The 23,096-nt window shown below is 60.3% G+C and carries 17 protein-coding genes and 1 pseudogene; 3 read left to right on the forward strand and 15 right to left on the reverse strand.

All coding sequences use genetic code 11. The annotated features are described in order from the left end of the window. Positions 1 to 142: 142 nt before the first annotated feature. The 9 genes from hutH (AK821_RS06245) to hutC form a co-directional block, all read right to left on the reverse strand. Entirely contained in the window at positions 143 to 1,675 is a 1,533-nt protein-coding gene (hutH, locus tag AK821_RS06245) for a histidine ammonia-lyase (RefSeq protein ID WP_064388896.1), read from the reverse strand. Between the two features lie 118 nt (positions 1,676 to 1,793). Further along, complete coding sequence (gene hutH, locus AK821_RS06250; protein ID WP_064388897.1) at positions 1,794 to 3,317, reverse strand: histidine ammonia-lyase; 1,524 nt, start codon at positions 3,315 to 3,317, stop codon at positions 1,794 to 1,796. Between the two features lie 188 nt (positions 3,318 to 3,505). Next, the gene (locus tag AK821_RS06255; RefSeq protein WP_007909304.1) at positions 3,506 to 4,336 is read right to left on the reverse strand and encodes a quaternary amine ABC transporter ATP-binding protein; all 831 of its coding nucleotides are present in this window, start codon (positions 4,334 to 4,336) and stop codon (positions 3,506 to 3,508) included. Further along, positions 4,333 to 5,184 carry an ABC transporter permease gene (locus tag AK821_RS06260; protein ID WP_007949591.1) on the reverse strand — a complete coding sequence of 284 codons (852 nt, stop codon included), beginning with the start codon at positions 5,182 to 5,184 and terminating at the stop codon, positions 4,333 to 4,335. The genes AK821_RS06255 and AK821_RS06260 overlap by 4 nt, the downstream gene beginning before the upstream one ends. 83 nt (positions 5,185 to 5,267) lie before the next feature. Then, positions 5,268 to 6,236, reverse strand: a complete 969-nt coding sequence (locus AK821_RS06265; RefSeq protein WP_034152988.1) for an ABC transporter substrate-binding protein — start codon at positions 6,234 to 6,236, stop codon at positions 5,268 to 5,270. Positions 6,237 to 6,305: 69 nt separating this feature from the next. Continuing rightward, positions 6,306 to 7,778 (reverse strand): purine-cytosine permease family protein, encoded by a 1,473-nt coding sequence (locus AK821_RS06270; protein WP_064388898.1) that lies wholly within the window; start codon positions 7,776 to 7,778, stop codon positions 6,306 to 6,308. A 153-nt stretch (positions 7,779 to 7,931) separates the two neighbouring features. Continuing rightward, a complete protein-coding gene (gene hutU / locus AK821_RS06275) occupies positions 7,932 to 9,620 on the reverse strand; it encodes a urocanate hydratase (RefSeq protein ID WP_064388899.1) in 1,689 nt (562 codons plus the stop codon). Positions 9,621 to 10,069: 449 nt separating this feature from the next. Continuing rightward, on the reverse strand, positions 10,070 to 10,639 hold the full coding sequence (locus AK821_RS06280) for a HutD/Ves family protein (protein ID WP_064388900.1): 570 nt from the start codon (positions 10,637 to 10,639) through the stop codon (positions 10,070 to 10,072). A 9-nt stretch (positions 10,640 to 10,648) separates the two neighbouring features. Beyond that, the gene (hutC, locus tag AK821_RS06285; protein WP_163013658.1) at positions 10,649 to 11,359 is read right to left on the reverse strand and encodes a histidine utilization repressor; all 711 of its coding nucleotides are present in this window, start codon (positions 11,357 to 11,359) and stop codon (positions 10,649 to 10,651) included. Positions 11,360 to 11,505: 146 nt separating this feature from the next. Here hutC and AK821_RS06290 point away from each other — a divergent pair, with 146 nt between their 5' ends. Next, positions 11,506 to 12,870: a formimidoylglutamate deiminase gene (locus tag AK821_RS06290; RefSeq protein ID WP_064388901.1), complete on the forward strand. Its 1,365-nt coding sequence runs from the start codon at positions 11,506 to 11,508 to the stop codon at positions 12,868 to 12,870. Positions 12,871 to 12,989: 119 nt separating this feature from the next. Here the strand turns inward: AK821_RS06290 and AK821_RS06295 are convergent, their stop codons facing one another. Together AK821_RS06295 and AK821_RS06300 are read right to left on the reverse strand one after the other, a co-directional pair. Beyond that, the gene (locus AK821_RS06295; protein ID WP_064388902.1) at positions 12,990 to 13,559 is read right to left on the reverse strand and encodes a lipocalin family protein; all 570 of its coding nucleotides are present in this window, start codon (positions 13,557 to 13,559) and stop codon (positions 12,990 to 12,992) included. A gap of 31 nt (positions 13,560 to 13,590) precedes the next feature. Beyond that, positions 13,591 to 13,845 (reverse strand): hypothetical protein, encoded by a 255-nt coding sequence (locus tag AK821_RS06300; RefSeq protein WP_064388903.1) that lies wholly within the window; start codon positions 13,843 to 13,845, stop codon positions 13,591 to 13,593. A gap of 417 nt (positions 13,846 to 14,262) precedes the next feature. On the opposite strand from AK821_RS06300, the pseudogene AK821_RS31325 reads away from it, so the two are divergent. Together AK821_RS31325 and AK821_RS31330 are read left to right on the forward strand one after the other, a co-directional pair. Further along, positions 14,263 to 15,162: pseudogene (locus AK821_RS31325) on the forward strand (HAMP domain-containing protein); the annotation flags it as partial. Positions 15,163 to 15,255: 93 nt separating this feature from the next. After that, a complete protein-coding gene (locus AK821_RS31330; protein ID WP_371920137.1) occupies positions 15,256 to 16,020 on the forward strand; it encodes a methyl-accepting chemotaxis protein in 765 nt (254 codons plus the stop codon). A gap of 85 nt (positions 16,021 to 16,105) precedes the next feature. Here the strand turns inward: AK821_RS31330 and AK821_RS06310 are convergent, their stop codons facing one another. From AK821_RS06310 to AK821_RS06325, 4 genes are all read right to left on the reverse strand, one after another. After that, positions 16,106 to 16,708: a DUF924 family protein gene (locus tag AK821_RS06310; protein WP_064388905.1), complete on the reverse strand. Its 603-nt coding sequence runs from the start codon at positions 16,706 to 16,708 to the stop codon at positions 16,106 to 16,108. Positions 16,709 to 16,711: 3 nt separating this feature from the next. Further along, entirely contained in the window at positions 16,712 to 17,722 is a 1,011-nt protein-coding gene (locus AK821_RS06315) for a class 1 fructose-bisphosphatase (protein WP_008080580.1), read from the reverse strand. 332 nt (positions 17,723 to 18,054) lie between these two features. Next, a complete protein-coding gene (locus AK821_RS06320) occupies positions 18,055 to 19,419 on the reverse strand; it encodes a DUF3999 domain-containing protein (RefSeq protein ID WP_064388906.1) in 1,365 nt (454 codons plus the stop codon). Continuing rightward, on the reverse strand, positions 19,416 to 23,000 hold the full coding sequence (locus tag AK821_RS06325; RefSeq protein WP_064388907.1) for a DUF2339 domain-containing protein: 3,585 nt from the start codon (positions 22,998 to 23,000) through the stop codon (positions 19,416 to 19,418). The genes AK821_RS06320 and AK821_RS06325 overlap by 4 nt, the downstream gene beginning before the upstream one ends. Positions 23,001 to 23,096: the final 96 nt, after the last annotated feature.

The following is a 23,096-nucleotide window of genomic DNA, read 5'->3' on the forward strand; positions in this document are numbered from 1 at the left end:
TACATCGACCTGAAAATCTTGAGCCGAACTCAGGCTTTGAAAACCATGAAGATCGGCTCCCTTCCCCCTCTCCCCCTGGGGGAGAGGGCTGGGGTGAGGGGGATCGATTTCACTAACAACAAAACTTCCCCTGAAAACACACTTACAAACTAGGCAGCAATTTCGCCGAAACAAGCTCAGTCAAACACCGCGAAGCCAGCAATTCAGTCGCCGCATTGATGTCCGGCGCAAAGAAGCGGTCCTTCTCATAAAACGGCACTTCCTTGCGCAAAATCGCCCGCGCCTGTTCCAGCTTCGCCGAAGTTTTCAGACCGTTACGCAGATCCAGCCCCTGCACCGCTGCCAGCCACTCCACCGCGAGAATCCCGCGAGTGTTTTCAGCCATTTCCCACAATCGCTTGCCCGCAGCAGGCGCCATCGAAACGTGGTCTTCCTGGTTAGCCGAAGTCGGCAAACTGTCCACCGAATGCGGATGCGACAACGCCTTGTTTTCGCTGGCCAGTGCCGCAGCGGTTACTTGAGCAATCATGAAGCCGGAGTTCACCCCGCCATTGGCGACGAGGAACGGCGGCAGTTGCGACATGTGCTTGTCCATCATCAGCGAGATACGACGTTCGCTCAGCGAGCCGATTTCGGCGATGGCCAATGCCATATTGTCAGCGGCCATGGCCACCGGTTCGGCGTGGAAGTTGCCGCCGGAAATCACGTCGCCTTCAGCGGCAAATACCAGCGGGTTATCAGAAACGGCGTTGGCTTCAACCGCGAGCACTTCAGCGGCCTGACGGAACTGGGTCAGGCAGGCGCCCATGACTTGCGGCTGGCAACGCAGCGAGTACGGATCCTGAACCTTCTCGCAATTCTGATGCGAGTCGGACACTTCGCTGCGCTCACCGAGCAGATCACGATAAGCCGCAGCCGCATCGATCTGACCTTTCTGGCCACGCGCCGCGTGAATGCGCGCATCGAACGGCGAGCGCGAACCCAGCACCGCTTCAACCGTCAGACCACCGAGCGCGAGCGCACCGGCAAACAAATCTTCACCCTCAAACAAACCACGCAGTGCGAACGCCGTGGAAACCTGAGTACCGTTGAGCAGCGCCAGACCTTCTTTAGCCGCTAAAGTCAGCGGCGTCAGACCCGCAACCTTCAGCGCTTCAGTGGCTTCCATCCACTCACCCTTGTAGCGCGCCTTGCCCTCACCCAGCAGCACCAGCGACATATGCGCCAACGGCGCGAGATCACCCGAAGCGCCCACCGAACCTTTCAGCGGAATATGAGGATAAACCTCGGCATTGATCAGCGCGATCAACGCATCGATCACCACGCGACGGATGCCGGAAAAACCACGGCTGAGGCTGTTGACCTTGAGCACCATGATCAGCCTTACCAGCTCATCGCTGATCGGCACGCCAACGCCCGCAGCGTGGGACAACACCAGCGAACGCTGGAGGTTTTCCAGGTCTTCGCTGGCGATGCGTGTCGAGGCCAGCAGGCCGAAACCGGTGTTGATGCCGTACGCGGTGCGGTTCTCGGCGAGGATCTGCTCGACGCAGGCAACGCTGGCTTCGATCTGCTGCGATGCGCTGTTGTCGAGCGTCAGCTTGACCGGGTTCTGGTAGACGTCACGCAGTTGGGCCAGGCTCAGTTGGCCGGGAATCAGGTTCAGCGCAGTCATTTAAATGCTCCTTTTGAGAGTTTGTTATTAACTTGCCATTCGCTCCGGAGCATTCCGTTATCCGTCGCTTTCAGCCTTGTGGGCATCCGGCGCCTTGGCACGCTGGCAGGGTAGTTTTTCAATGCAAATTCGATAGAACGCTGTGCAGCAGATTCGGCTTTTTCAACACGCTCGCGGCGGCGGCAATATCCGGCGCCAACCAGCGATCCTGATCGTAGGCCGGAACCGTTTCGCGCAGCAGTCGCCACGCGCGGTCAGTGCCCATGCCAAAGCGTTGTTCCTTGAGGAATTCAAACGCCTGCGCCGCCAACAGATACTCGATGGCGAGGATTTGCGTGCAGTTTTCCAACGCGCGGTGCAGCTTCAGCGCGGCATTCGTACCCATGCTCAAGTGGTCTTCCTGCAGGCCCGAGGTGATGTAATTGTCGAGCACCGCCGGTTGTGCCAATTGGCGGTTCTCCGCACACAGCGACGCAGCGACGTATTGGACGATCATCATCCCCGAGTTCACTCCCGGATTGGCCACCAGAAATGCCGGAAGATCGCTGACATGCGGGTTCACCAGCCGGTCGAGGCGACGCTCGGCGATCGAGCCGATTTCGGCCATGGCAATCGCTAGCAGGTCCGCCGCCATCGCCACCGATTGGCCGTGCGGGTTGGCTTGCGACATCACCCGGAAATTGTCCGGCGTGCCGAGCAACAATGGGTTATCAGTGCAGCCGTTGAGTTCGGCCTCGACCTGTTTGATCGCATGCTCCAGTTGATCCCGCGCAGCGCCATGCACCTGCGGAATCGAGCGGATGCTCAGCGCATCCTGAGTGCGTATGCCTTTGCTCGAGGCGATCACTTCGCTGCCATCGAGCAAGGCGCGCAGATTGACGCCGACCTGCTGCATGCCAGGATGCGGTTTCAGCGCGATGATTTCAGCGTCGAAGGCGTCGATCTGGCCGCGCTGGGCTTCGAAACTCATCGCGCCGATGACATCCGCCCACTGCACCAATCTTGTCGCATCGGCAATCGCCAGACAGCTGAGACCGGTCATGCACGGCGTGCCGTTGACCAGGCACAAGCCGTCCTTCGCGCCGAGTTGCACCGGTTGCAGGCCTTCTTCGGCCAGCGCCTGTTGCGCCGAGGTGATCTGCCCGCGATAGCTGACATTGCCGACGCCAAGCAACGCGATGCCGATGTGCGCCATGTGCGTCAGGTAACCCACCGAACCTTGCGATGGCACTTGCGGAGTGATGCCGCGATTGAGCAGCGCCAGCAGCGCTTCGACGACACGGCGGTGAATGCCGGATTTGCCGTGGCTGTAATTGTGGATCGCCGCGCAGATGATCGCGCGGGTCTGCTCGTCGGCGAGTACCGGGCCGACGCCGCAGGCGTGGCTGAGCAAGGTGTTGCGCGAGAGCTGGCTCAGCTGTACGTCTTTTAGGGAAACGTTGGACAAACCGCCCAGGCCGGTGTTGACGCCATAGGCGCGCTCACCGCTTGCGACGATGCGCTGGACGATGGCTTGCGCATTTTCGATGCGCGCCCAGGTGTCGCTCGACAGCTCGAAATGCGCGCCGTGACGGGCGACGGCGACCACGTCCTGCCAACGCAGAGGGGCGCCGGTGATAACGATTTTTTCAGCCTGGGACATCTAAAACCTCAACCTTAATATTGATGCAGCTTCACCGGCCTCATCGCTGGCAAGCCAGCTCCCACAGGATCTCCAGTGTTCACACAATCTCTGTAGGAACTGGGCCTGCCAGCCCTCATTGTTCACACAACCCCTGTGGGAGCTGGCTTGCCAGCGATAGGGCCAGTCAGTGCACTGCATAATTCAGATCAAACCACCGCAGCACGCCGCTGCACAAACCGGTCAACATACTCATCCGCCGGCGAATGCAGGATCTCTCTCGGCGTGCCCACCTGAATCAACCGGCCATCCTTGAGAATCGCAATGCGATTACCAATACGCACCGCCTCATCGAGGTCGTGGGTAATGAAGACGATGGTCTTGTGCAAGGTCTTTTGCAGCTCCAGCAACTGGTCCTGCATCTCCGCGCGGATCAGCGGGTCCAGCGCACTGAACGCCTCATCCATGAGGATGATGTCGGTGTCCGCCGCCAAGGCCCGGGCCAGGCCAACACGCTGGCGCATGCCGCCGGAGAGCTGGTGCGGGTATTTGTTTTCGTAGCCTTTGAGGCCGACGGTATTGATCCAGTGCAACGCGCGTTCCGAGCACATTTGCTTGCTCTCGCCACGGACCTTCAGGCCGTAGGCGACGTTGTCGAGCACAGTCTTGTGCGGCAACAGGCCGAAACTCTGGAACACCATGCTGATCTTGTGCCGGCGAAATTCGCGCAGGGCGTCCATGTCGTATTGCAGGATGTCCACACCGTCGACGAGGATCGCGCCGCTGGTGGGGTCGATTAGCCGGTTGAAGTGGCGCACCAGCGTCGACTTGCCGGAGCCGGACAGGCCCATGATCACGAAGATCTCGCCAGTGCCGATGCTCAGCGACAGATCGTTAACGCCGACCACGCAACCGGTCTCGCTCAGCACCTGATCCTTGGTTTTGCCCTGACCGACCATGGCCAATGCATCCTTGGCGCGGTTGCCGAAAATCTTGAAGACGTTTTTGACTTCGATCTTGCTCACGGTTGCGTTGCTCATTTGCTCACCTCATGCCGTGGCCGACCGTATGCCTGAGTAATGCGGTCGATGACCACTGCGAGAATCACGATCGCCAGACCAGCCTCGAGGCCACGTCCGACGTTGAGGGTCTGAATCCCAACCAGCACATCTTCACCGAGGCCACGAGCGCCGATCATCGAGGCGATCACCACCATCGACAGGGCCATCATGGTGGTCTGGTTGATCCCGGCCATGATGCTTGGCAGGGCCAGCGGCAATTGCACGCCGAACAGTTGCTGCCAGCGGTTGGCGCCGAACGCGTTGATCGCTTCCATCACTTCGCCGTCAACCTGGCGAATGCCCAGATCGGTCAGGCGAATCAGCGGTGGCGCAGCGTAAATCACCGTGGCGAAAATCGCCGGGACCTTGCCCAGACCGAACAGCATCAACACCGGGATCAGGTACACGAAACTCGGCATGGTCTGCATGATGTCGAGCAGCGGCATCAGCACCGAACGCAGGCGATTGCTGCGCGCCGAGAGAATCCCCAGAGGGATGCCGATCAGCACCGAAATGATCGTCGCGACCATCATCAGCGCCAGCGTCTGCATGAGCTTGTCCCACAGGCCGACAGCACCGACGAGAAACAGCAGACCGACGATGACCGCCGTGGTCACGACTTTGCGCGTGGCGTGCCAGGCAACCACACCGACGATCGCCAGCATCAGCCACCACGGCGCCGCACGCAGCAGGCCTTCAAGGTTGACGATGGCCCACAGCAGCGTGTCGGAGATGTGGCGGAACACATCACCGTAGTTGGTGACCAGCGAATCGACCCAACCGTTGACCCAGTCGGCGATGGAAAAGGTAAAGCTCTCGGGAAACATAAGCGGCTCTCAATCAGAAATCTCAATCAAGCGTTTACGGCATATCTCCCGGCCAGCCTCACGGTTGACCGGGAGGTATCGACCTACAGCGCCGCGTCGATTTTCTTGGCTGCGTCTGCACTGACCCACGCATGCCAGACCTCAGGATGTTCCTTGAGGAAGATTTTCGCCAGTTTTGGCGACTCGATACGTTCCTTGGCCATGCGGCCCAGATTCTGGTTCAGCAGGTCGATCGGCAGATTGACCTTTTCCAGTACGGCGACCAGTTCCGGGGCTTCGTCGTGGAAGGTTTTCGACAGGCCGACCTTGATGCTCACGGACTTGTCGACGCCCGGTTTTTCTTCCAGTTTGACCAGATCCACCTGGCCCATCAGCGGGGTTGGCGACCAGTAGTAGAACAGGATCGGCTCGCCACGCTTGTAGCTCGACAGCACCGCCGCATCCAGCGCCGGGCCGGTGCCCGGACGGAAGTTGGTGTAGCTGCTTTCCAGGCCGTAGCTTTTCAGCATTTCGCTGTTATCGAGCTCGCAGGTCCAGCCGGCCGGGCAGTTGTAGAAACGCCCTTTGGAAGGCTCTTCGGCGTCCTTGAACACGGCGGCGTATTTGCCCAGGTCAGCGATGTTTTTCAAGTCCGGGGCTTTGGCTTCCAGCTTGCGCTTGGCGTCGCCTTCGATCACGTAACGCGGCACGTACCAGCCTTCGACAGCGCCCACCACAGGTGCGCCGACACCGACGACTTTGCCGGCCTTCTCGGCCTTGTTCCAGACCTCGCTGCGGCCTACCCACTCTTCGGCGAACACTTGAATATCGTTGCTGCTCAGGGCGTTTTCCATGGTGATGGAGTTGCCCGGCAGGCTGTCGGTCTTGCAGTCGTAACCTTTTTCCAGCACCACTTGCAGCACGTCGGTCAGCAGCATGCCGCTTTCCCAGTTCAGCCCGGCGAACTTCACCGGTTTGCCCGATTCGCACCAGCCAGCAGCTTGGGTCGCACCGGCACTGGCCAGCAGGCCCATGGACAGCAATGTGGTCAGCAGGGTCTTGTTCGATTTCATTGTTGTGACGCTCCTAATCATGAATTGGCTTACGGCAGTCAAGAGGCATCCAGCCCTGTCCACGTCCAATCAGGCCTGCGCCGCAGCGCGACCGGCCCCGCTTGTTTTAGGTTGTACAACGCTGTTCTGCTCGACCGGCAGAATCAGTTGATCGGGCACTGGGCTGTGCCATTTTTTGGCGCACACGTAATACACAGCGGCGGGCAGCAGCAGACCGATGATCCAGGAAATATCCACATCACCGAGGGCCGCCACCAGCGGGCCGGTGTAGAACTTGGTGGAGATGAACGGCAGCTGCACCAGCACACCGAACACATAGACGCTGATGCCGAGCAGGTTCCACCGACCGTAGCGACCGTTCGGATCGGCCAGCGCCGGCACGTCGTAACGCTCACGGGTGATGCAGTAGTAATCCACCAGGTTGATCGCGCTCCACGGGGTGAAGAAGGCGAGCAGGAACAGGATGAAAGACTTGAACGCACCGAGGAACGAGTGCTGACCGAGCAAGGCGATCAAGGTCGCCGCACCGACGATCACCAGCACGAACACCAGACGCTGCATACGCGTAACGGTCAGATGGCCTTTGAAACCACTGATGATGGTCGCGATGCACATGAAGCTGCCGTAGGAGTTCAGCGTCGAGATGGTCACCTTGCCGAATGCGATGCTGAAATACAGCAGCGCTGCGGTAGCACCGGTGCCGCCCAGACCGACGATGTAGGCGACTTCGTGACCGGCGAATTGGCCGTTGGCCGAAGCCGCCGCGAACACGCCGAGGATCATCGCCACTTGCGCGCCGACCACTGAACCGGCACCGGCGGCGAAGAAGGTTTTGACTGCCGAGGTGTTGCTCGGCAGATAACGTGAATAGTCAGCCACGTAAGGGCCGAACGCGATCTGCCAGGAGGCCGCGAGCGACACCGCGAGCAGGAAGCTGCTCCAGCTGAAATGACGGATTTGCAGGAGTGCGCCGACGTCGGTCTGGCTCATCAGCCGCCAGAACAGGAAGACGAAAGCGATCACGCCAATGACGCTGGCGACACGGCCGATCCAGTGGATCACCCGATAGCCGAGCACCGTGACCAGCACGATGACGCTGGCAAAAATCAGGATGCCGACGCTGTCGCTGACGTTAAACAACTGACCCAGCGCCTGGCCGGAAAGTACCGTGCCCGTCGCGGTGAAGCCCAGGTACATCAGGCACACCAGCACGATCGGGATTGCCGCGCCATACACGCCAAACTGCACGCGGCTGGAGATCATCTGCGGCAAACCGAGTTTCGGCCCTTGCGCGGCATGCAGCGCCATCACCCCGCCGCCGAGCAATTGGCCGATCAACAGACCAATCAACGACCAGAACACATCACCACCGAGCACCACGGCCAAGGCCCCGGTGACAATCGCGGTGATTTGCAGGTTGGCACCCATCCACAGGGTGAATTGGCTAAACAGACGACCGTGTCTTTCCGCTTCCGGGATGTAGTCGATCGAACGCCTTTCGATCAACGGTTTGTTGCCTGCACGATCGGTGTTGACAGCCATGATTCAACCTCTGTGGATTGTTCCGGGTTTTGTTCTTTTTTGGCTTTTGCTTTTGTAGGAGTGAGCCTGCTCGCGATGGCGGTGTGTCAGTCAGCACATTTGCTGATTGTGCCGGCCTCATCGCGAGCAGGCTCACTCCTACAGGGGAAAGCATTACTTTCCGGTAATCATCGGCAGGTTCAGGCCCTGTTCCTTGGCGCAGTCGATGGCGATCTGGTAGCCGGCATCGGCGTGACGCATGACACCGGTCGCCGGGTCGTTGTGCAGCACCCGCGCAATGCGTTCGGCCGCTTCGTCGGTACCGTCGCAGACAATCACCATGCCCGAGTGCTGCGAGAAGCCCATGCCGACGCCGCCGCCGTGGTGCAGGGAAACCCAGGTCGCGCCGCTCGCGGTATTGAGCAGAGCGTTGAGCAGAGGCCAGTCGGACACGGCGTCGGAGCCGTCCTGCATCGATTCGGTTTCACGGTTCGGGCTGGCGACCGAGCCGGAGTCGAGGTGGTCGCGACCGATCACGATCGGCGCCGACAGCTCGCCGCTACGAACCATCTCGTTGAAGGCCAGACCGAGCTTGGCGCGCAGGCCCAGGCCTACCCAGCAGATACGTGCCGGCAGACCCTGGAAGCTGATGCGCTCGCGGGCCATGTCCAGCCAGTTGTGCAGGTGCGCGTCATCCGGGATCAGCTCTTTGACCTTGGCGTCGGTTTTGTAGATGTCTTGCGGATCGCCCGACAGTGCCGCCCAACGGAACGGGCCGATGCCACGGCAGAACAGCGGACGGATGTAAGCCGGTACGAAACCGGGGAAATCGAAGGCGTTTTCGACGCCCTCTTCCTGGGCCATCTGACGGATGTTGTTGCCGTAGTCGAAGGTTGGAATGCCTTGCTTCTGGAATTCCAGCATGGCTTTGACGTGTACGGCCATCGACTGCTTGGCGGCTTTGATCACAGCAGCCGGCTCGGTCTTGGCGCGGGCGCGGTATTCGTCCCAGGTCCAGCCGGCCGGCAGGTAACCGTTGAGCGGGTCGTGGGCGCTGGTCTGGTCGGTGACCATGTCCGGGCGCACGCCGCGCTTGACCAGTTCCGGGAGAATTTCTGCGGCGTTACCCAGCAGCGCGATGGAGATCGCTTTGCCTTCTTTGGTGTACTTGTCGATGCGTGCCAGGGCGTCGTCGAGGTCTTTGGCTTGCTCGTCGACGTAACGGCTTTTCAGACGGAAATCGATGCTCACTTGTTGGCATTCGATGTTCAGCGAGCAAGCGCCCGCCAGGGTTGCCGCCAGAGGTTGCGCGCCGCCCATGCCACCGAGGCCAGCGGTCAATACCCACTTGCCGGTGAGGTTGTCGTTGTAGTGCTGGCGACCGGCTTCAACGAAGGTTTCGTAGGTGCCTTGAACGATGCCTTGGCTGCCGATGTAGATCCAGCTGCCGGCGGTCATCTGGCCGTACATGGCCAGGCCTTTGGCGTCGAGTTCGTTGAAGTGCTCCCAGCTCGCCCAGTGCGGGACGAGGTTGGAGTTGGCGATCAGTACGCGCGGGGCGTTGCTGTGGGTCTTGAACACGCCGACCGGCTTGCCGGATTGCACCAGCAGGGTCTCGTCGTCATTCAGGTTGGTCAGGCTTTCGACGATTTTGTCGTAGCACTCCCAGTTACGCGCGGCGCGACCGATACCACCGTAAACCACCAGCTCTTTCGGGTTCTCGGCGACTTCCGGGTCGAGGTTGTTCATCAGCATGCGCAGCGGCGCTTCGGTCAGCCAGCTCTTGGCGGTCAGCTTGTTGCCGCGGGCGGCACGGATTTCAACATTGCGAACCTTGGTAGGTTTCTGGGTATTGTCAGTCACGAAAAAGACTCCTCAGCGATCAATTCAAACCAACCCTGGCAGTGGGCAAGCAGCCTGTGCGCTTCGCTGCGCGACAAGCGAATCAGTGGACGCTGCGGAGAGTCTCGAGCGACTCATACGCATACGTCTTTACTTGTACATACAAGCATATGCAATCGAGCGGCCAACTTGTGGGAGGGGCGTTCAAGAAAAATTGCGGGCAGGGCTGGAGAGCGCCTGAATCGAGGGTTCTGGCGTGGATGAAATTTTTCGCGGAGAGATTTTGTGCGGTCGAGGCATGGTTGGGTGAGCGCGGTTTTGCGCCACGCTGGGGCGTTCGGTAACAAGTTGGTGCGTGGGTTGGGAACACCCCAAAAGCAAAAGATCGCAGCCTTCGGCAGCTCCTACAGGGTGTGCATCAATCCCAATGTAGGAGCTGCCGAAGGCTGCGATCTTTTAAGATTTTTCAATCAGCGCGCAGTCAGCTCAATGACACAGCAACCCGCATCAACGGACACTTCAACCAAGCCATTGTTACCGTCCAGTTGCAGACAATCATGTCGCCCCAACTGCGCAACACTGTCACCCACCTGCACTTGCAGCAACTCACTGACACTGAACACCAACACCGTTCCCGCCGAGCTGAAAAACCGCTGCTCACCTTCAAACCACTGCAACCGCGCGCTGTAACGCTGCGGTGCATAGATCAGGTTGAAGTCGCGAATCGCACCGCCGAGCAGCGTGCACGACACCTGGCTTTCACCGCTGAAGGCAAACGGGTCGAGCGGTAACAGCGGCCGCGAATCGTCGCCATCAACGCACAGGGTCATGCCGTCACCTTGCAACACGGTGATCACTCGCTGATAGCCAGCGAAGGTGGAAAAACCGCCGGACTCGGCGATGTCGGCAATCGACAGGCGCCAGCCGAAACCGTCCAGCCCCGCACCTGCATCACGGGTGATTTCCTCGGTGCTGCCTCCGCCGTTTTTCCACGGCATGCGCGGGTAGCCTTCAGCGCGTAAAACCTTAAGTGCACTCATTTATGCTCTCTATTTATGGAACCGCCCTTCCAGACGATGACGGGAACCCGGATGGATCAGACGTGCAGCGGTCACCGGCTGACGCCCCGACCACGTGCGGCGCCGAATCAACAAGCACGGCTCACCCTTCTCAATCTGCAGCAACTTGCATTCGGACGGCTCGGCCAGAATCGCTTCAACCACGTGCTCGCCCTCAGTCAGCGGCGCCACCTGATTGAGATAGGCGTAAGGCGTTTGCAGGGTGAAGTCCTGCTTGAGGTATTCCGGGGCGACCAGCGCGTTGACGAAACGGTCTTCGATTTGCACCGGAATGTCGTTTTCGTAATGCACGATCAGCGAGTGGAAGACCTTCTGCCCTTCGCGCATGTCCAGCGCCAGTGCGCGCTCGGAACCGGCGGCCTCTTCTTCGAGGGTGATCACCTGGCAGGTGTGGCGATGGCCACGGGAGGCGATTTCGTCGGCGATGTTATGCACTTCGAACAGCGCGGACTGGCTTTTCGGTTCGGCGACAAACGTGCCGACACCTTGCATGCGCACCAACAGGCCGTCGGCGGTCATCTCGCGCAGCGCGCGATTGATGGTCATGCGGCTGAAACCGAGCTGATTGACCAGCTCGCTTTCGGACGGCACGCGGTAGTGCGGCGGCCAGTTTCCGCTGTCGATCTGCTGGGTGATCATCTGTTTGACGCGGGCGTACAAGGGCGCCGGACTGTCGCCCATGTTCGCGGCCAACGGGGAGACTGGAGGCGGAGTCGGCACGGTTGATCCCTGTTCTTTGGATGAAAGTGGCTAGCTTGCCGGAGTTTACCGGGCAGGCAAACGTCTGTATATGTATATACAAATAACACACGATGGGGTGCTGAACCATGTCCGCCTTCTTTGCCGAACGCGCGCTGCTGCCTAACGGATGGGCCAACAATGTACGTCTTGAGGTCAGCGCCGATGGCCTGCTGACCCGAATCCAGGCCGATTCCACCGCAGATGGCGCCGAACGGCTGAGCGGTCCGTTGTTGCCAGGGATGCCCAATCTGCACTCCCACGCGTTCCAGCGAGCGATGGCAGGGCTGGCCGAAGTGGCGGGCAATCCGAACGACAGTTTCTGGACGTGGCGCGATCTGATGTATCGGCTCGTCGGAAAAATCAGCCCGGATCAGCTCGGTGTCATTGCCCGTCAGCTGTATATCGAAATGCTCAAGGCTGGTTACACATCCGTTGCAGAGTTTCACTACGTGCACCACGACAGCAATGGCCAGCCGTATGCCGATCCGGCTGAGCTGGCGTTGCGCATCAGTCAGGCCGCGAGTGAAAGCGGCATCGGCCTGACCCTGCTGCCGGTGCTCTACAGCCACTCAGGCTTCGGCGGCCAGACGCCGAACGATGGCCAGCGCCGCTTTATCAACAGCACCGAAAACTACCTGAATCTGCAATCGCGCCTGCAACCAATGCTGGCGCAGCAGAAGGCGCAGTCGCTGGGACTGTGTTTCCACTCGTTGCGCGCGGTCACGCCGCAGCAGATCAACGAAGTGTTGGCAGCCAGCGACAAGCAATGCCCGATTCACATCCACATCGCCGAGCAACAGAAAGAAGTCGACGACTGCCTGAGCTGGAGCGGTCGGCGTCCGCTGCAATGGCTGTATGAAAACGCCGAAGTCGATCAGCGCTGGTGTCTGGTGCACGCCACTCACGCCAATCCCGAAGAAGTGACGTTGATGGCCAAGAGTCGCGCCATCGCCGGCCTGTGCCTTACAACCGAAGCGAACCTGGGCGACGGGATTTTTCCGGCGGTGGATTTCCTCGCGCAGGGCGGACGTATGGGCATCGGTTCCGACAGCCATGTGTCGCTCAGTGTCGTGGAAGAATTGCGTTGGCTGGAATACGGCCAGCGTCTGCGTGATCAGCGGCGCAATCGCTTGTATGGCGCGGATCAGCCGATGGTCGGGCGCACGCTGTATGACGCGGCGCTGGAGGGTGGTGCGCAGGCGCTGGGCCAGCCGATTGGTGCGTTGCAGGTTGGCAAGCGTGCGGACTGGATTGTGCTCGATGGCAGCGATCCGTATCTGGCGACGGCCACGGGTGACGGGATTTTGAATCGCTGGTTGTTTGCCGGTGGCGATCGCCAAGTGCGCGATGTTCTGGTCAATGGTCAGTGGGTGGTGCGCGATGGTCGGCATGCAGGCGAAGAGGACAGTGCACGCGCGTTCACCCAGGTGTTGCGTGACCTTCTCGGCTGACGCATAACCAAATGTAGGAGCGAGCCTGCTCGCGATAGCGGTGTATCAGTCACTTATTTGTGTTCTGACACAACGCTATCGCGAGCAGGCTCACTCCTACATTGGTTTTGTGGTGGTCTTTAGTTTGAAGTCTTGGCCATCTGCCGATCCGACGCTCGCCAGATCAATCGCGTCGTGTCATAGCCCTGCTGACGCGCCTTGCTCAGCAGCTCTTCACGCACCACACCGTTGACGGTCGGCGTGCGCGACAGCAACCACATGTACTTGCGACTCGGGTCGCCGACGATGGCAGTCTTGTAGTCATCGCTGACGTACAACACCCAGTATTCGCCTTTCGCCACACCCGGAATCAGACGCGAGAACCAGGTATCGAACTCGACCCAGAGTTTATCGGTCTTGCCCGGCACCTGTGGAGAAGCCGTGCCCTTCACTTCTTCCCACTGCCAATCCGGGGTCAGGCAGCGATTGAGCACCGCGACATTACCGTCAGGCTTGAGGGTGTAATGGGCTTCGGACTGCGCGCAATTGCGCTGGAAGTACATCGGCAAGCGCGCCAGTTCATACCAGGTGCCCTGATAACGCTTGAGATTGACGCTGCTGACGGTTTTCGGCGCCAACGGGTCGACGCCGGAACTGGCGCAGCCGGCCAGTACCAGGCCGGCAAAAAGGACAAGCAATAACCGCTTCATTTTTTCTTCTCCGTGGGCGCGAAGCCCCGGTTTACTTCAGGCCTTGGCCGGAAAACATCAGCACTTTGTCACCGGCGTACTGCACGCTGATAAAGCTGTTCTTGTCGCCCCAGGTGCAACTGGACATACCGAGCGCGCCCGAGCAATCAGTCGGTTTGCCGAGCAGAGTCTCGACCTCGGCCTTGGCCATGCCGGCCGAGAGCTTCGAGTAGTTTTCCTGATTGACCTTGCTGCATGCGGCCAACAGCACGCAAAACGTCAGAAGGGCGAGAGATCGCAGCGACATGGTGTAACTCCTGGAACGGAAGGGGGATGGCATGGCGCCAACCAGAAGCTTAGAAGAGAAAACCCCTGTCTGGTTCCCTGCTGGGATGGCTATTTGTTACTCCGCTCGTCTGGCATTTGCCGGTAAATCAGACACTTTGTACGGCTATTGCGCATTTCGTCGCCTTTCGCCAAAGACGCCTAATCTTTGGCGCTCCGCGGCCGAAATAAGAGCAGCGCAAAGCCCCCGAGTGTGGCAAATTGCCGCCCCTTCTTGACCAGCCCCTTCGCGGTAGTTCATTCGATGACCAGAAACATGAAATTCAGCCACAAGATCTTGTTGGCTGCCGCCCTCGTGGTGGCCGTTGCGTTCGCCTGTTTCATTTTCTTCAACGACTATCGACAGCGCGAAGCCCTGAACAGCAGCACCGAAGCCTCGATGCAGGAGCTGGGCAGCCTGACCACCAGCAACATCCAGACCTGGCTGGAAAGCCGCATTCAATTACTGCAATCGCTGTCGCAGCAAGTGGCCGTCGACGGTAACGCCCCGGCCAGCCTGAAACGCATCATCGACCTGCCCGCCTACACCGGCAATTTCCAGCTCAGCTATTTCGGCGGTGCTGACGGCGTGATGTTCTCGGTGCCCGCCGGCAACCGCGCGCCGGACTACGATCCACGCGCACGCGGCTGGTACAAAGCAGCGAACAGCGCACAGCAAACCATCGTTACCGAACCTTACATCGCCGCGTCCTCGGGCAAACTGGTGATCACCGTCGCCACCCCGGTGCAGCGCCAAGGGCAGATGCTCGGCGTCGCTGGTGCCGATATCGACCTGACCAGCGTCAGCGCAATCATCAACTCGCTGAACTTCGGTGGCCACGGCCACGCGTTCATCGTCAGCAGCGAGGGCAAGATCCTGATTCACCCGGACAGCAAACTGGTGCTCAAGACCCTCGCCGAGGCCTACCCGAACGGCGCACCGAAAGTCAGTCCGGGCCTGAAAGAAGTCGAGTTCGACGGCAAGACCCAGTTGATCTCCTTCACCCACATCAACGGCGTGCCTTCGGCTGACTGGTACGTGGCGCTGGTGCTGGACAAGGACACCGCGTTCGCAATGCTCAGCGAATTCCGCACCTCGGCGCTGATCGCCATGGTCATTGCCGTGGTGATCATCATCGCGCTGCTCGGCATGCTCATCCGCGTGTTGATGCAACCGCTGCTGACCATGGGTCGCGCCATGCACGACATCGCCGAAGGCGAAGGCGACCTGACCAAACGTCTGGTGATCCACGGCAACGACGAGTTCGGCGCGCTGGGCACCTCGTTCAACCGTTTCGTCGAACGTATCCACACCTCGATCCGCGAAGTGTCTTCGGCTACTGGCCAGGTCAACGAGGTCGCCCTGCGCGTCGTTGCGGCGTCGAACTCGTCGATGTACAACTCCGATCAGCAAGCCTCCCGCACCAACAGCGTCGCGGCCGCGATCAACCAGCTCGGCGCCGCCGCGCAGGAAATCGCCCAGAACGCCGCCCTCGCCTCGCAGCATTCAAGCGATGCGCGCAGCCTCGCGGTCGACGGTCAGCAGGTTGTGGATAAAACCATTCAGGCCATGCAGCAGCTGTCGGCGAAGATCAGCGATTCGTGCGGCAACATCGAAACCCTGAACAGCAACACGGTGAACATCGGCCAGATTCTCGAAGTGATCACCAGCATTTCCCAACAGACCAACCTGCTCGCGCTCAACGCCGCGATCGAAGCGGCGCGTGCCGGTGAAGCCGGTCGTGGTTTTGCCGTGGTTGCCGATGAAGTGCGTAACCTTGCGCACCGCACCCAGGATTCGGCGCAACAAGTGCAGAAGATGATCGAAGAGCTGCAAGTCGGCGCGCGTCAGGCGGTCAGCATCATGACCGAGAGCCAGCGCGAGAGCGAAAGCAGCGTCGGCATCGCCAACCAGGCCGGCGAGCGCCTGGGCAGCGTGACTCAGCGTATCGGCGAGATCGACGGGATGAACCAGTCGGTAGCCACGGCGACTGAAGAGCAGACGGCAGTGGTTGAGTCGATCAATGTCGATATCAACGAGATCAACACGCTGAATCAGGAAGGTGTGGAGAACTTGCAGGCAACGTTGCGGGCGTGCTCGGATCTGGAGCAGCAGGCGGCGCGATTGAAGCAGTTGGTGGGTAGTTTCCGCATTTAAGGATCAAAAGATCGCAGCCTGCGGCAGCTCCTACATAGATCGAGTTCACTGTAGGAGCTGCCGTAGGCTGCGATCTTTATTGGGATCAGAACCGCGAACCCGGTTCGGAAAGAAACACCAACTCCTCCACCGTAGACTCCCGCCCCAACACCGCATTGCGATGCGGAAACCGGCCAAACCGCGCAATCACTTTCTGATGCCGTTCGGCATAATCCAGGTTATCGGCAAACACCGCGCGCTCCGATTTCGGCTGTTCAGCCACCAGTTCGATAAATCGGGAAACCGCCTCGTTCTGCACCGCGAGGTTTTCGCAGTGTTCGAACACCAGATAAATGAACACTCGCTGGATCGGTTTCAACTGCCGATCGAAATCCGCGGCAATGCCTTGGGCGACGAGTTTCTGCGCGCGCAGATCGCCGGAAAATGCTTTGGGGGTGTCGCGATAGATCATTCGCGGCAGTTGATCGAGCAGTAATACCAGCGCCAGCCAACCTTCGGGACGTTGCGTCCACTCGGTCAATTCGCCGGCCAGGGCCTGATCGACAAAGACCCCGAAACGCGTCTGCGCTTCGAGGTCTTGGCTGTCTCGCTTACCGAACCACAACTTGCCCTTGTCAGCCGAAATGTCGTCCGGTGATTCGGCATGTCCGAACCACCAATCGAGCAACGGCTGCCAGGGCGCGGTCATGGTTTATTCCTTGTGGTAGGCCGTCGCGCGTGCGACTTCTTCTTTCGAGCCGAGGAACACCGCTACACGCTGGTGCAGGCCTTCCGGCTGGATGTCGAGAATGCGCTGATGACCGTCGGTGGACGCGCCGCCCGCCTGTTCCACGAGGAACGACATCGGGTTGGCTTCGTACATCAGACGCAGTTTGCCTGGCTTGGATGGCTCACGGCTGTCGCGCGGGTACATGAACAGACCGCCACGGGTCAGGATGCGGTGTACGTCGGCAACCATCGCCGCGACCCAACGCATGTTGTAGTTCTTTTTCAGCGGACCTTCTTCACCGGCCAGCAACTCGCCCACGTAGCGTTGTACCGGGGCTTCCCAGTGACGCTGGTTGGACATGTTGATGGCGAATTCCTGGGTCGATTCAGGAATAGTGATGTTTTCGTGAGTCAGCACGAAGCTGCCCATTTCACGGTCCAGGGTGAAACCTTTGACGCCGTCGCCCAAGGTCAGGATCAGCATGGTCTGTGGACCGTAGATCGCGTAACCGGCGGCTACTTGCTGGGTGCCTGGCTGCAGGAACGCTTTCTCGTTCAGCGGCTCGTTCTGGCTCAGGTATTCGTTCGGGCAACGCAGTACCGAGAAGATGGTGCCGACCGGGGCGTTGATGTCGATGTTCGACGAACCGTCCAGTGGGTCGAATACCAGCAGGTACGCGCCTTTCGGGTATTTGCCCGGGATCTGGTAGGCATTGTCCATTTCTTCGGACGCCATGCCGGCCAGGTGACCGCCCCATTCGTTGGCTTCGAGCAGGATCTCGTTGGAGATCACGTCGAGCTTCTTCTGCACTTCGCCTTGCACGTTTTCGGTGCCCATGCTGCCCAGAACACCACCCAGGGCGCCTTTGGACACGGCGTGGTTGATCTCCTTGCAGGCACGCGCCACCACTTCGATCAGGAAACGCAGATCGGCAGGAGTGTTATTGCTGCGGGTCTGCTCAATCAAATAGCGACTCAGGGTAACGCGGGACATGGACGGCTCCGGTGGAATGGGGGGCTAAAAACCCGCGCAGTTTACAGGGAGTCTGAAAACGTAGCGAGCGAAGACGCCCGGTAACGTGCGTTGGGGTGTAATTGCCTGCATGAGACGTGAATGTGGGTGGAGAGTTCAGGTAGCGGGTTTAGCGTAGTTGGAAATCGGACGGGTGTGGCTCGGGGTTAATTGATCAGTTCGGAATATGTATTGGCTGACACGCCGCTTTCGCGAGCAGGCTCGCTCCTACAGTTGACGGTATTCCAACTGAAGAAATGCGATCCCCTGTAGGAGTGAACCTGCTCGCGATCGGGTGTGCAGCACCCGCCTTTTCAGGAATTGCCAGGCGGCTTGCGCAACAAGCTAAACGCCATCGCCCCGAGAAAAACCACACTCAGCAACAACACAGCCCACAACCCGATCTTCTTCCAATTGGTCTCCGCCACCGCAGCAGTAGTTGCCGTCGAAGTCTGCGTAGCCACCGCCTCACCCTGCACCACAGCTTTACCCAATGCCGCCAGTTTCTCCGGTTTGAAATCCGGAATCAGCGTCGCCAACGGCAGATTCGCCGTCTTCACACTCGGATTACCCAACGCCAGACTGTACGGCCCCGCCCCCCGCGCAAGGAAAATCACCTGCGTCGCCCGCACCGCGTACTTCACGCTAGGCGCCTGCTCACCGAGACCACCGCCGCGCTCATCCACGGTCAGCTTCAACTGCTGCACTGTCTGCCCGTAAAGCTGCAATTCGTTCTGCACCACGTCCTGGCCATTCTGCGTCAGGCGATAGAGCAAACCGCTGCTCAACTCCTGCCACGGCAAACTGCTTTCACGACGGCCGGCCAGCGTCACCGGCGCCAGACTGTTCGGCTGTTTCAGTTCGACCTGCACCCGCTCGACATTCAGCCCCATCGGCAATTGCCAGGTGTATTCTCCGGCCTTGGTGCTGCTGCCGGCCAGCGCCTGCGACCAAACCAACGGCAGCGGCAATTCGCGCGGGTCGCTGCTTTTCAGTTGCGCCGCCGTCAGGATCGGTGCCGAGTTCGGCGACTCCCACAACAGCCGTACATAACGCGCCGATTGCCCCGGCAACGTCACTTCGTGCTGCTCGATACGCTCATCGGAAAAGGTCAGCCGTGCGACCTGCCCTTCGCCCCATGGCTGCCAATGTTGCAGGTCGTCACTGGCCTCGATGCTGAAGCGCTGAAAACCGTCGCGCTCGCTGGTCCAGTCGAGGATCAACTGCTGCAACGGCGCCTTGATCGCACTCGCATCCAACAGCCAGCCGCGCAGAATCTCTTCTCCCGCCTCCAACTGACTGGACGGCTGCACCTCGACCAATGTGCCGTTGGTGGTCGCTTGCACACGCACACTCGGCGCGCGTTCGCTGGCGTCAGCGGCGTTGTACAGCGGGAACCATTTCACCTCATGTAACTGACCGTCGTCGCGGGTCTGCGCCGATTCACGAGCCAGAGCATAGGCCTGTGGTTCGCCAGCGGCGTTGAACACACGCAAGTCGCCGAGATCAGTCTGGCGCGCCTGCAATTGCACGCTCAGCGGCAATTCGAGGCGGTACCACGGACCGTTGCCGCTCACCGCCAGCGGCACTTGCGTGGCGAAGTCCGCCGGTTTTTCCTGAGCACCGGCCACCATCACCACGCCCAACGCCAACCAACCCAGATTAAGCATGCGACTCAAGATGAAACTCCTTCGGTGTCCGGGGCCGGTTTGTCCGCCGCCGGGTCAGCGTCGACGCGTTTGGGCGGCAGCGGCGCGAAATAGCCAACCACCAGCAGCAACACTCCGACGCCGATAAACGAGACGATCCGGGCGAGGCCGCCACGGTTGCTCAGTTCGACAAAAATCAGTTTGGCCACCACCAGCGCAATCAACGCCGCGCCGATCAGCCACACTTCGCGACGATGGCGCAGATGGCCGCCAATCATCAAGCCGAGCGCCATTAGCGTCCAGACAATGGACAACCCGGCCTGCACCAGCATCGAGGCGAGCAGCGTATCCAGTTCGAACGGGATCCCCGCCCAGTGGTGAGCCGCGCGGGTGACCAGTGCGGTGCAGAAGGCGAACAGCGAAACCCCGGCGATCAGCTGCGTCGCGTAATCGGCGTAGTCCTGACGAATCGACAGTTGCGACACCGCACTGCGCGACCACACATAAACGCCGAACAAGGCGAACAACAAACCCAGCTCTAATGGATTGATCAGCGGCACGTAAGGAAGTGGCTCGGCATTGCCATCGCTGACGCCATTCGCCAGCCAGAACCACGCGAGCATCAACACCGCCAACGGCGCGGCGGCATACAAGCGGTATTCGCGAGGGAATGCCGCCACCGGCCACGGCCAATTGCGCGGTGCTGCCGCCAGCAGCAGGTAAACGCTTGGCAGAATCGCCCAACCCAGCCAACGCCAGGCGTTGTATTGCTCGGACAACAGCAGCAAACCGTAGCGCAATTCCAGCGCCAGCACGCCGATCAGCAACCAGCAGCCGAGCACGTGCGCCGTGCTCAAGGCCCGTGCCGGCAGCATCGGCGCCAAGCGGCGCAGATTGAAGAAGTGCACGGCGAATATCGCCGCCCATGCCAGCCAGCCGAAATCGGCCGCCGGGTGATATCGCGAATGCCAGGCAGCGACCAACACCAGACCCGCCGCCGGAATCAGCAAGGTGCAGAGCAAGCCCAGCGCCGGCCATTTCAATCGTAGCGACAACGCAGTCCACAACCCCACGCTTACGGCTGCAACCAAGAGCAACAACGTGCCTTGCAGATTCGGAGCAGCAAAACGCAATACTTCGCTAATCCAAGCCAGCGCCCACCAACCCGCGCCCCACACCAGCAATACTTCGGACAAGCGCTGCAAACTCAACGCATCGAATGCCGAGGCGTGATTGCCCAGTTGCAGGCGCCACGCACCGATCATTGCCGCCAGCCCCAGCACCAGCGGCGTCCAGAATCCGCCATGGGCCAAAGGCTTCAGCCCTTCGCTGGACAGCGGCCCGAGCAGTTCCGGACCGGCCAGCAAGAATGCCGCGCCGCCAATCACCTGCAATAGCAGACCAAAAACAAAACTCACACGCTGCTTGAGGTACAGACTCAGCCAGATAATCAGCAAACCACTCGCGGCCCACACCGCACTCGCGGTCTGCCACGGCAGCACGAACAGCACCGCCAGATTGATCAGCACCAACCCGGCCAGCAACACCACCGACAGCCCGCGCAGCAGACGCACATCACCGCGCACCATCTCATCGCGTGCCGCCAACAGCATGCCGGCGATCAACGCCAGACCGATCAGCGAAGCGCTCAGCAAGCCGCTCCAACCGGCGCTGAACACCGCCGCCGAATCTTCCCCCGCGCCTTGCAGGCGCAACAAGAACAGTGCGCCACCGAGTAACTGCACGGCAAACGCGGTGAACAGGAACGTGCGCGACTGAATTCGCAGGCCGACAAACAACGTCGCCAACCCGGCCAGTGCCCAACTGATCGCCGTGGCCTGAACGAAGAAGAACAGCGGCGCCAGCAGATAAAGGAAGGTCAGGCCCAGACACGCCAGCACCGGCAAGCCTTGACGCTCCCAAGGCGAGGCCTGTTGCGGCGAAGCCTTGCGCAATTGGTAGAAACTGAACAGCAACGCGATGCCGAGCATCAGCGCACCCAGCGGGGCGCCGTCGAGCAGACTGCTTTCGCCAATGCGCAATTGACTGAGAAAGGCCAACGCGGAACCCAGTTGTAGCAGCAATGCAAACGCCCGGGCGAACGGTCGGTGCTGACGCAAGCCGAGCCAGAAAATCCCCGCGCCTTCCACCGCCCATGCCGCCGATGTCCAGCGCGCATCCAGCCCCAGCGGGATCGCCAGACTGGCAAAAATCACTCCGAGCGCCAGACAGGTTTCACCCAGCAGCACCGCGCGCCCGCCCATCAACACCTTGGCCAGCGCCATGTAGATCATGCCCAGCGCCAGCGCACTGAACGCCGCGGCAAACTCCAGATGCTGCACCAGCGCAAACTGCAAACCGAAACCAATGATTGGCGGACCGAACAGCATTGTCCCGTCGACATAATCGCCCTTGCGTGCCGACCAGAGCAGCAAGGCATCACGGTCGCTGTCTGCCGGCGCGTCAGACATATCGAGCAATTTGCGCCGGGCAAACAACAGGCCGATAGCGAGGTACATCAGGAAGAACAGAATCAGGAACGGCTCGGTGCTCCACAACAGCTCCGGCGCATACGAACGCAGGCCCCAGGCGAAACCGATGCCGAAGGTGCCGACAAAGCCGATCAGGTTGAGCAAGCGCCAGGCCTTGAACCAGGCGATAGCGAGAATGCCGGCATTGAGCAGAGCGAAATAACTGAACAGTGCGACGTGGCTGCCGGCGCCGGTCGAGGTCAGGATCGGTGCGGCGAATCCACCCAGTGCGGCGACGGCAGCCAACGCCAGCGAGTCTTGGGTGATCGCCAGAATCGCCGAGAACACCGTCACCGCGACCAGCAAGCCCAACGCGGCGGACGGATCGAGCAACGGATGCAAACGCATCGCCGCAAACACCGTCAGGTACAACACCGCAATCCCGGTGCCTTGCAGCATCAAGGCGTAATTGCTGTTGCGTTTGCGCAGCCACCAGCCTAGCGCCAGCAGACCCAACGCGGCTGCCGCGACACCGGCGTAACGTACCTCGATCGGCACGACCATGCCTTCGGTGGCGTAGCGCAGCAGGAACGCCAGACCGAAGAACAGCAAGACCACGCCGACGCGCAGTACGGTGTTGCCGCCGAACAGCCAGTTACGCGCGGCGCTGATGCCGCGTTCGATGAGGTTCGGGCCACGAGGTTCGGCAGGTGTTTGCGGTTCGGGCGTGACGGCGTCAAGGCGCCAGACATCGGCGGGCAGCGGTTGACTGGTTTCACTGGCGATGGCGGAAATCGGTTCGAGTTCGGGCGGCAGTTCCCAGACCAGTTCGGGGGCCGGGGCTTCTTCGGCGGCTTTGACTGGTTCTACGACGGGCTCGGTAACCGGCGCTGCACTCGGTGGAGGGGCAGCATGAAGGGGTGCACCTTCGAGCAAAAACAGACGCTGTTCGACGCCCTGCAAAGCGACCTTCGCCTGCTCAAGTTGACGTTGCTGCTCCATCGCCTGCGAGCCGAGCCGCGCGATGCGGATCGTCTGCCCGATTGCCAGCCCCAGCAACGCGCCTAATAGCGCATCACTGAACGACTCGTCGAGCAGCCAGCCGAGCACCAGCCCGATCAACATGAACATCCATTGCATGGTCGATATCCCTAAGCGCGAAGGCTAATCCGGGAAGATTAGCGCAGCCTGACCCAAAAAGATCGCAGCCTGCGGCAGCTCCTACAGGGTTATGTG

The organism is Pseudomonas sp. RIT-PI-r (genome assembly GCF_001297015.1).
Lineage (GTDB): Bacteria > Pseudomonadota > Gammaproteobacteria > Pseudomonadales > Pseudomonadaceae > Aquipseudomonas.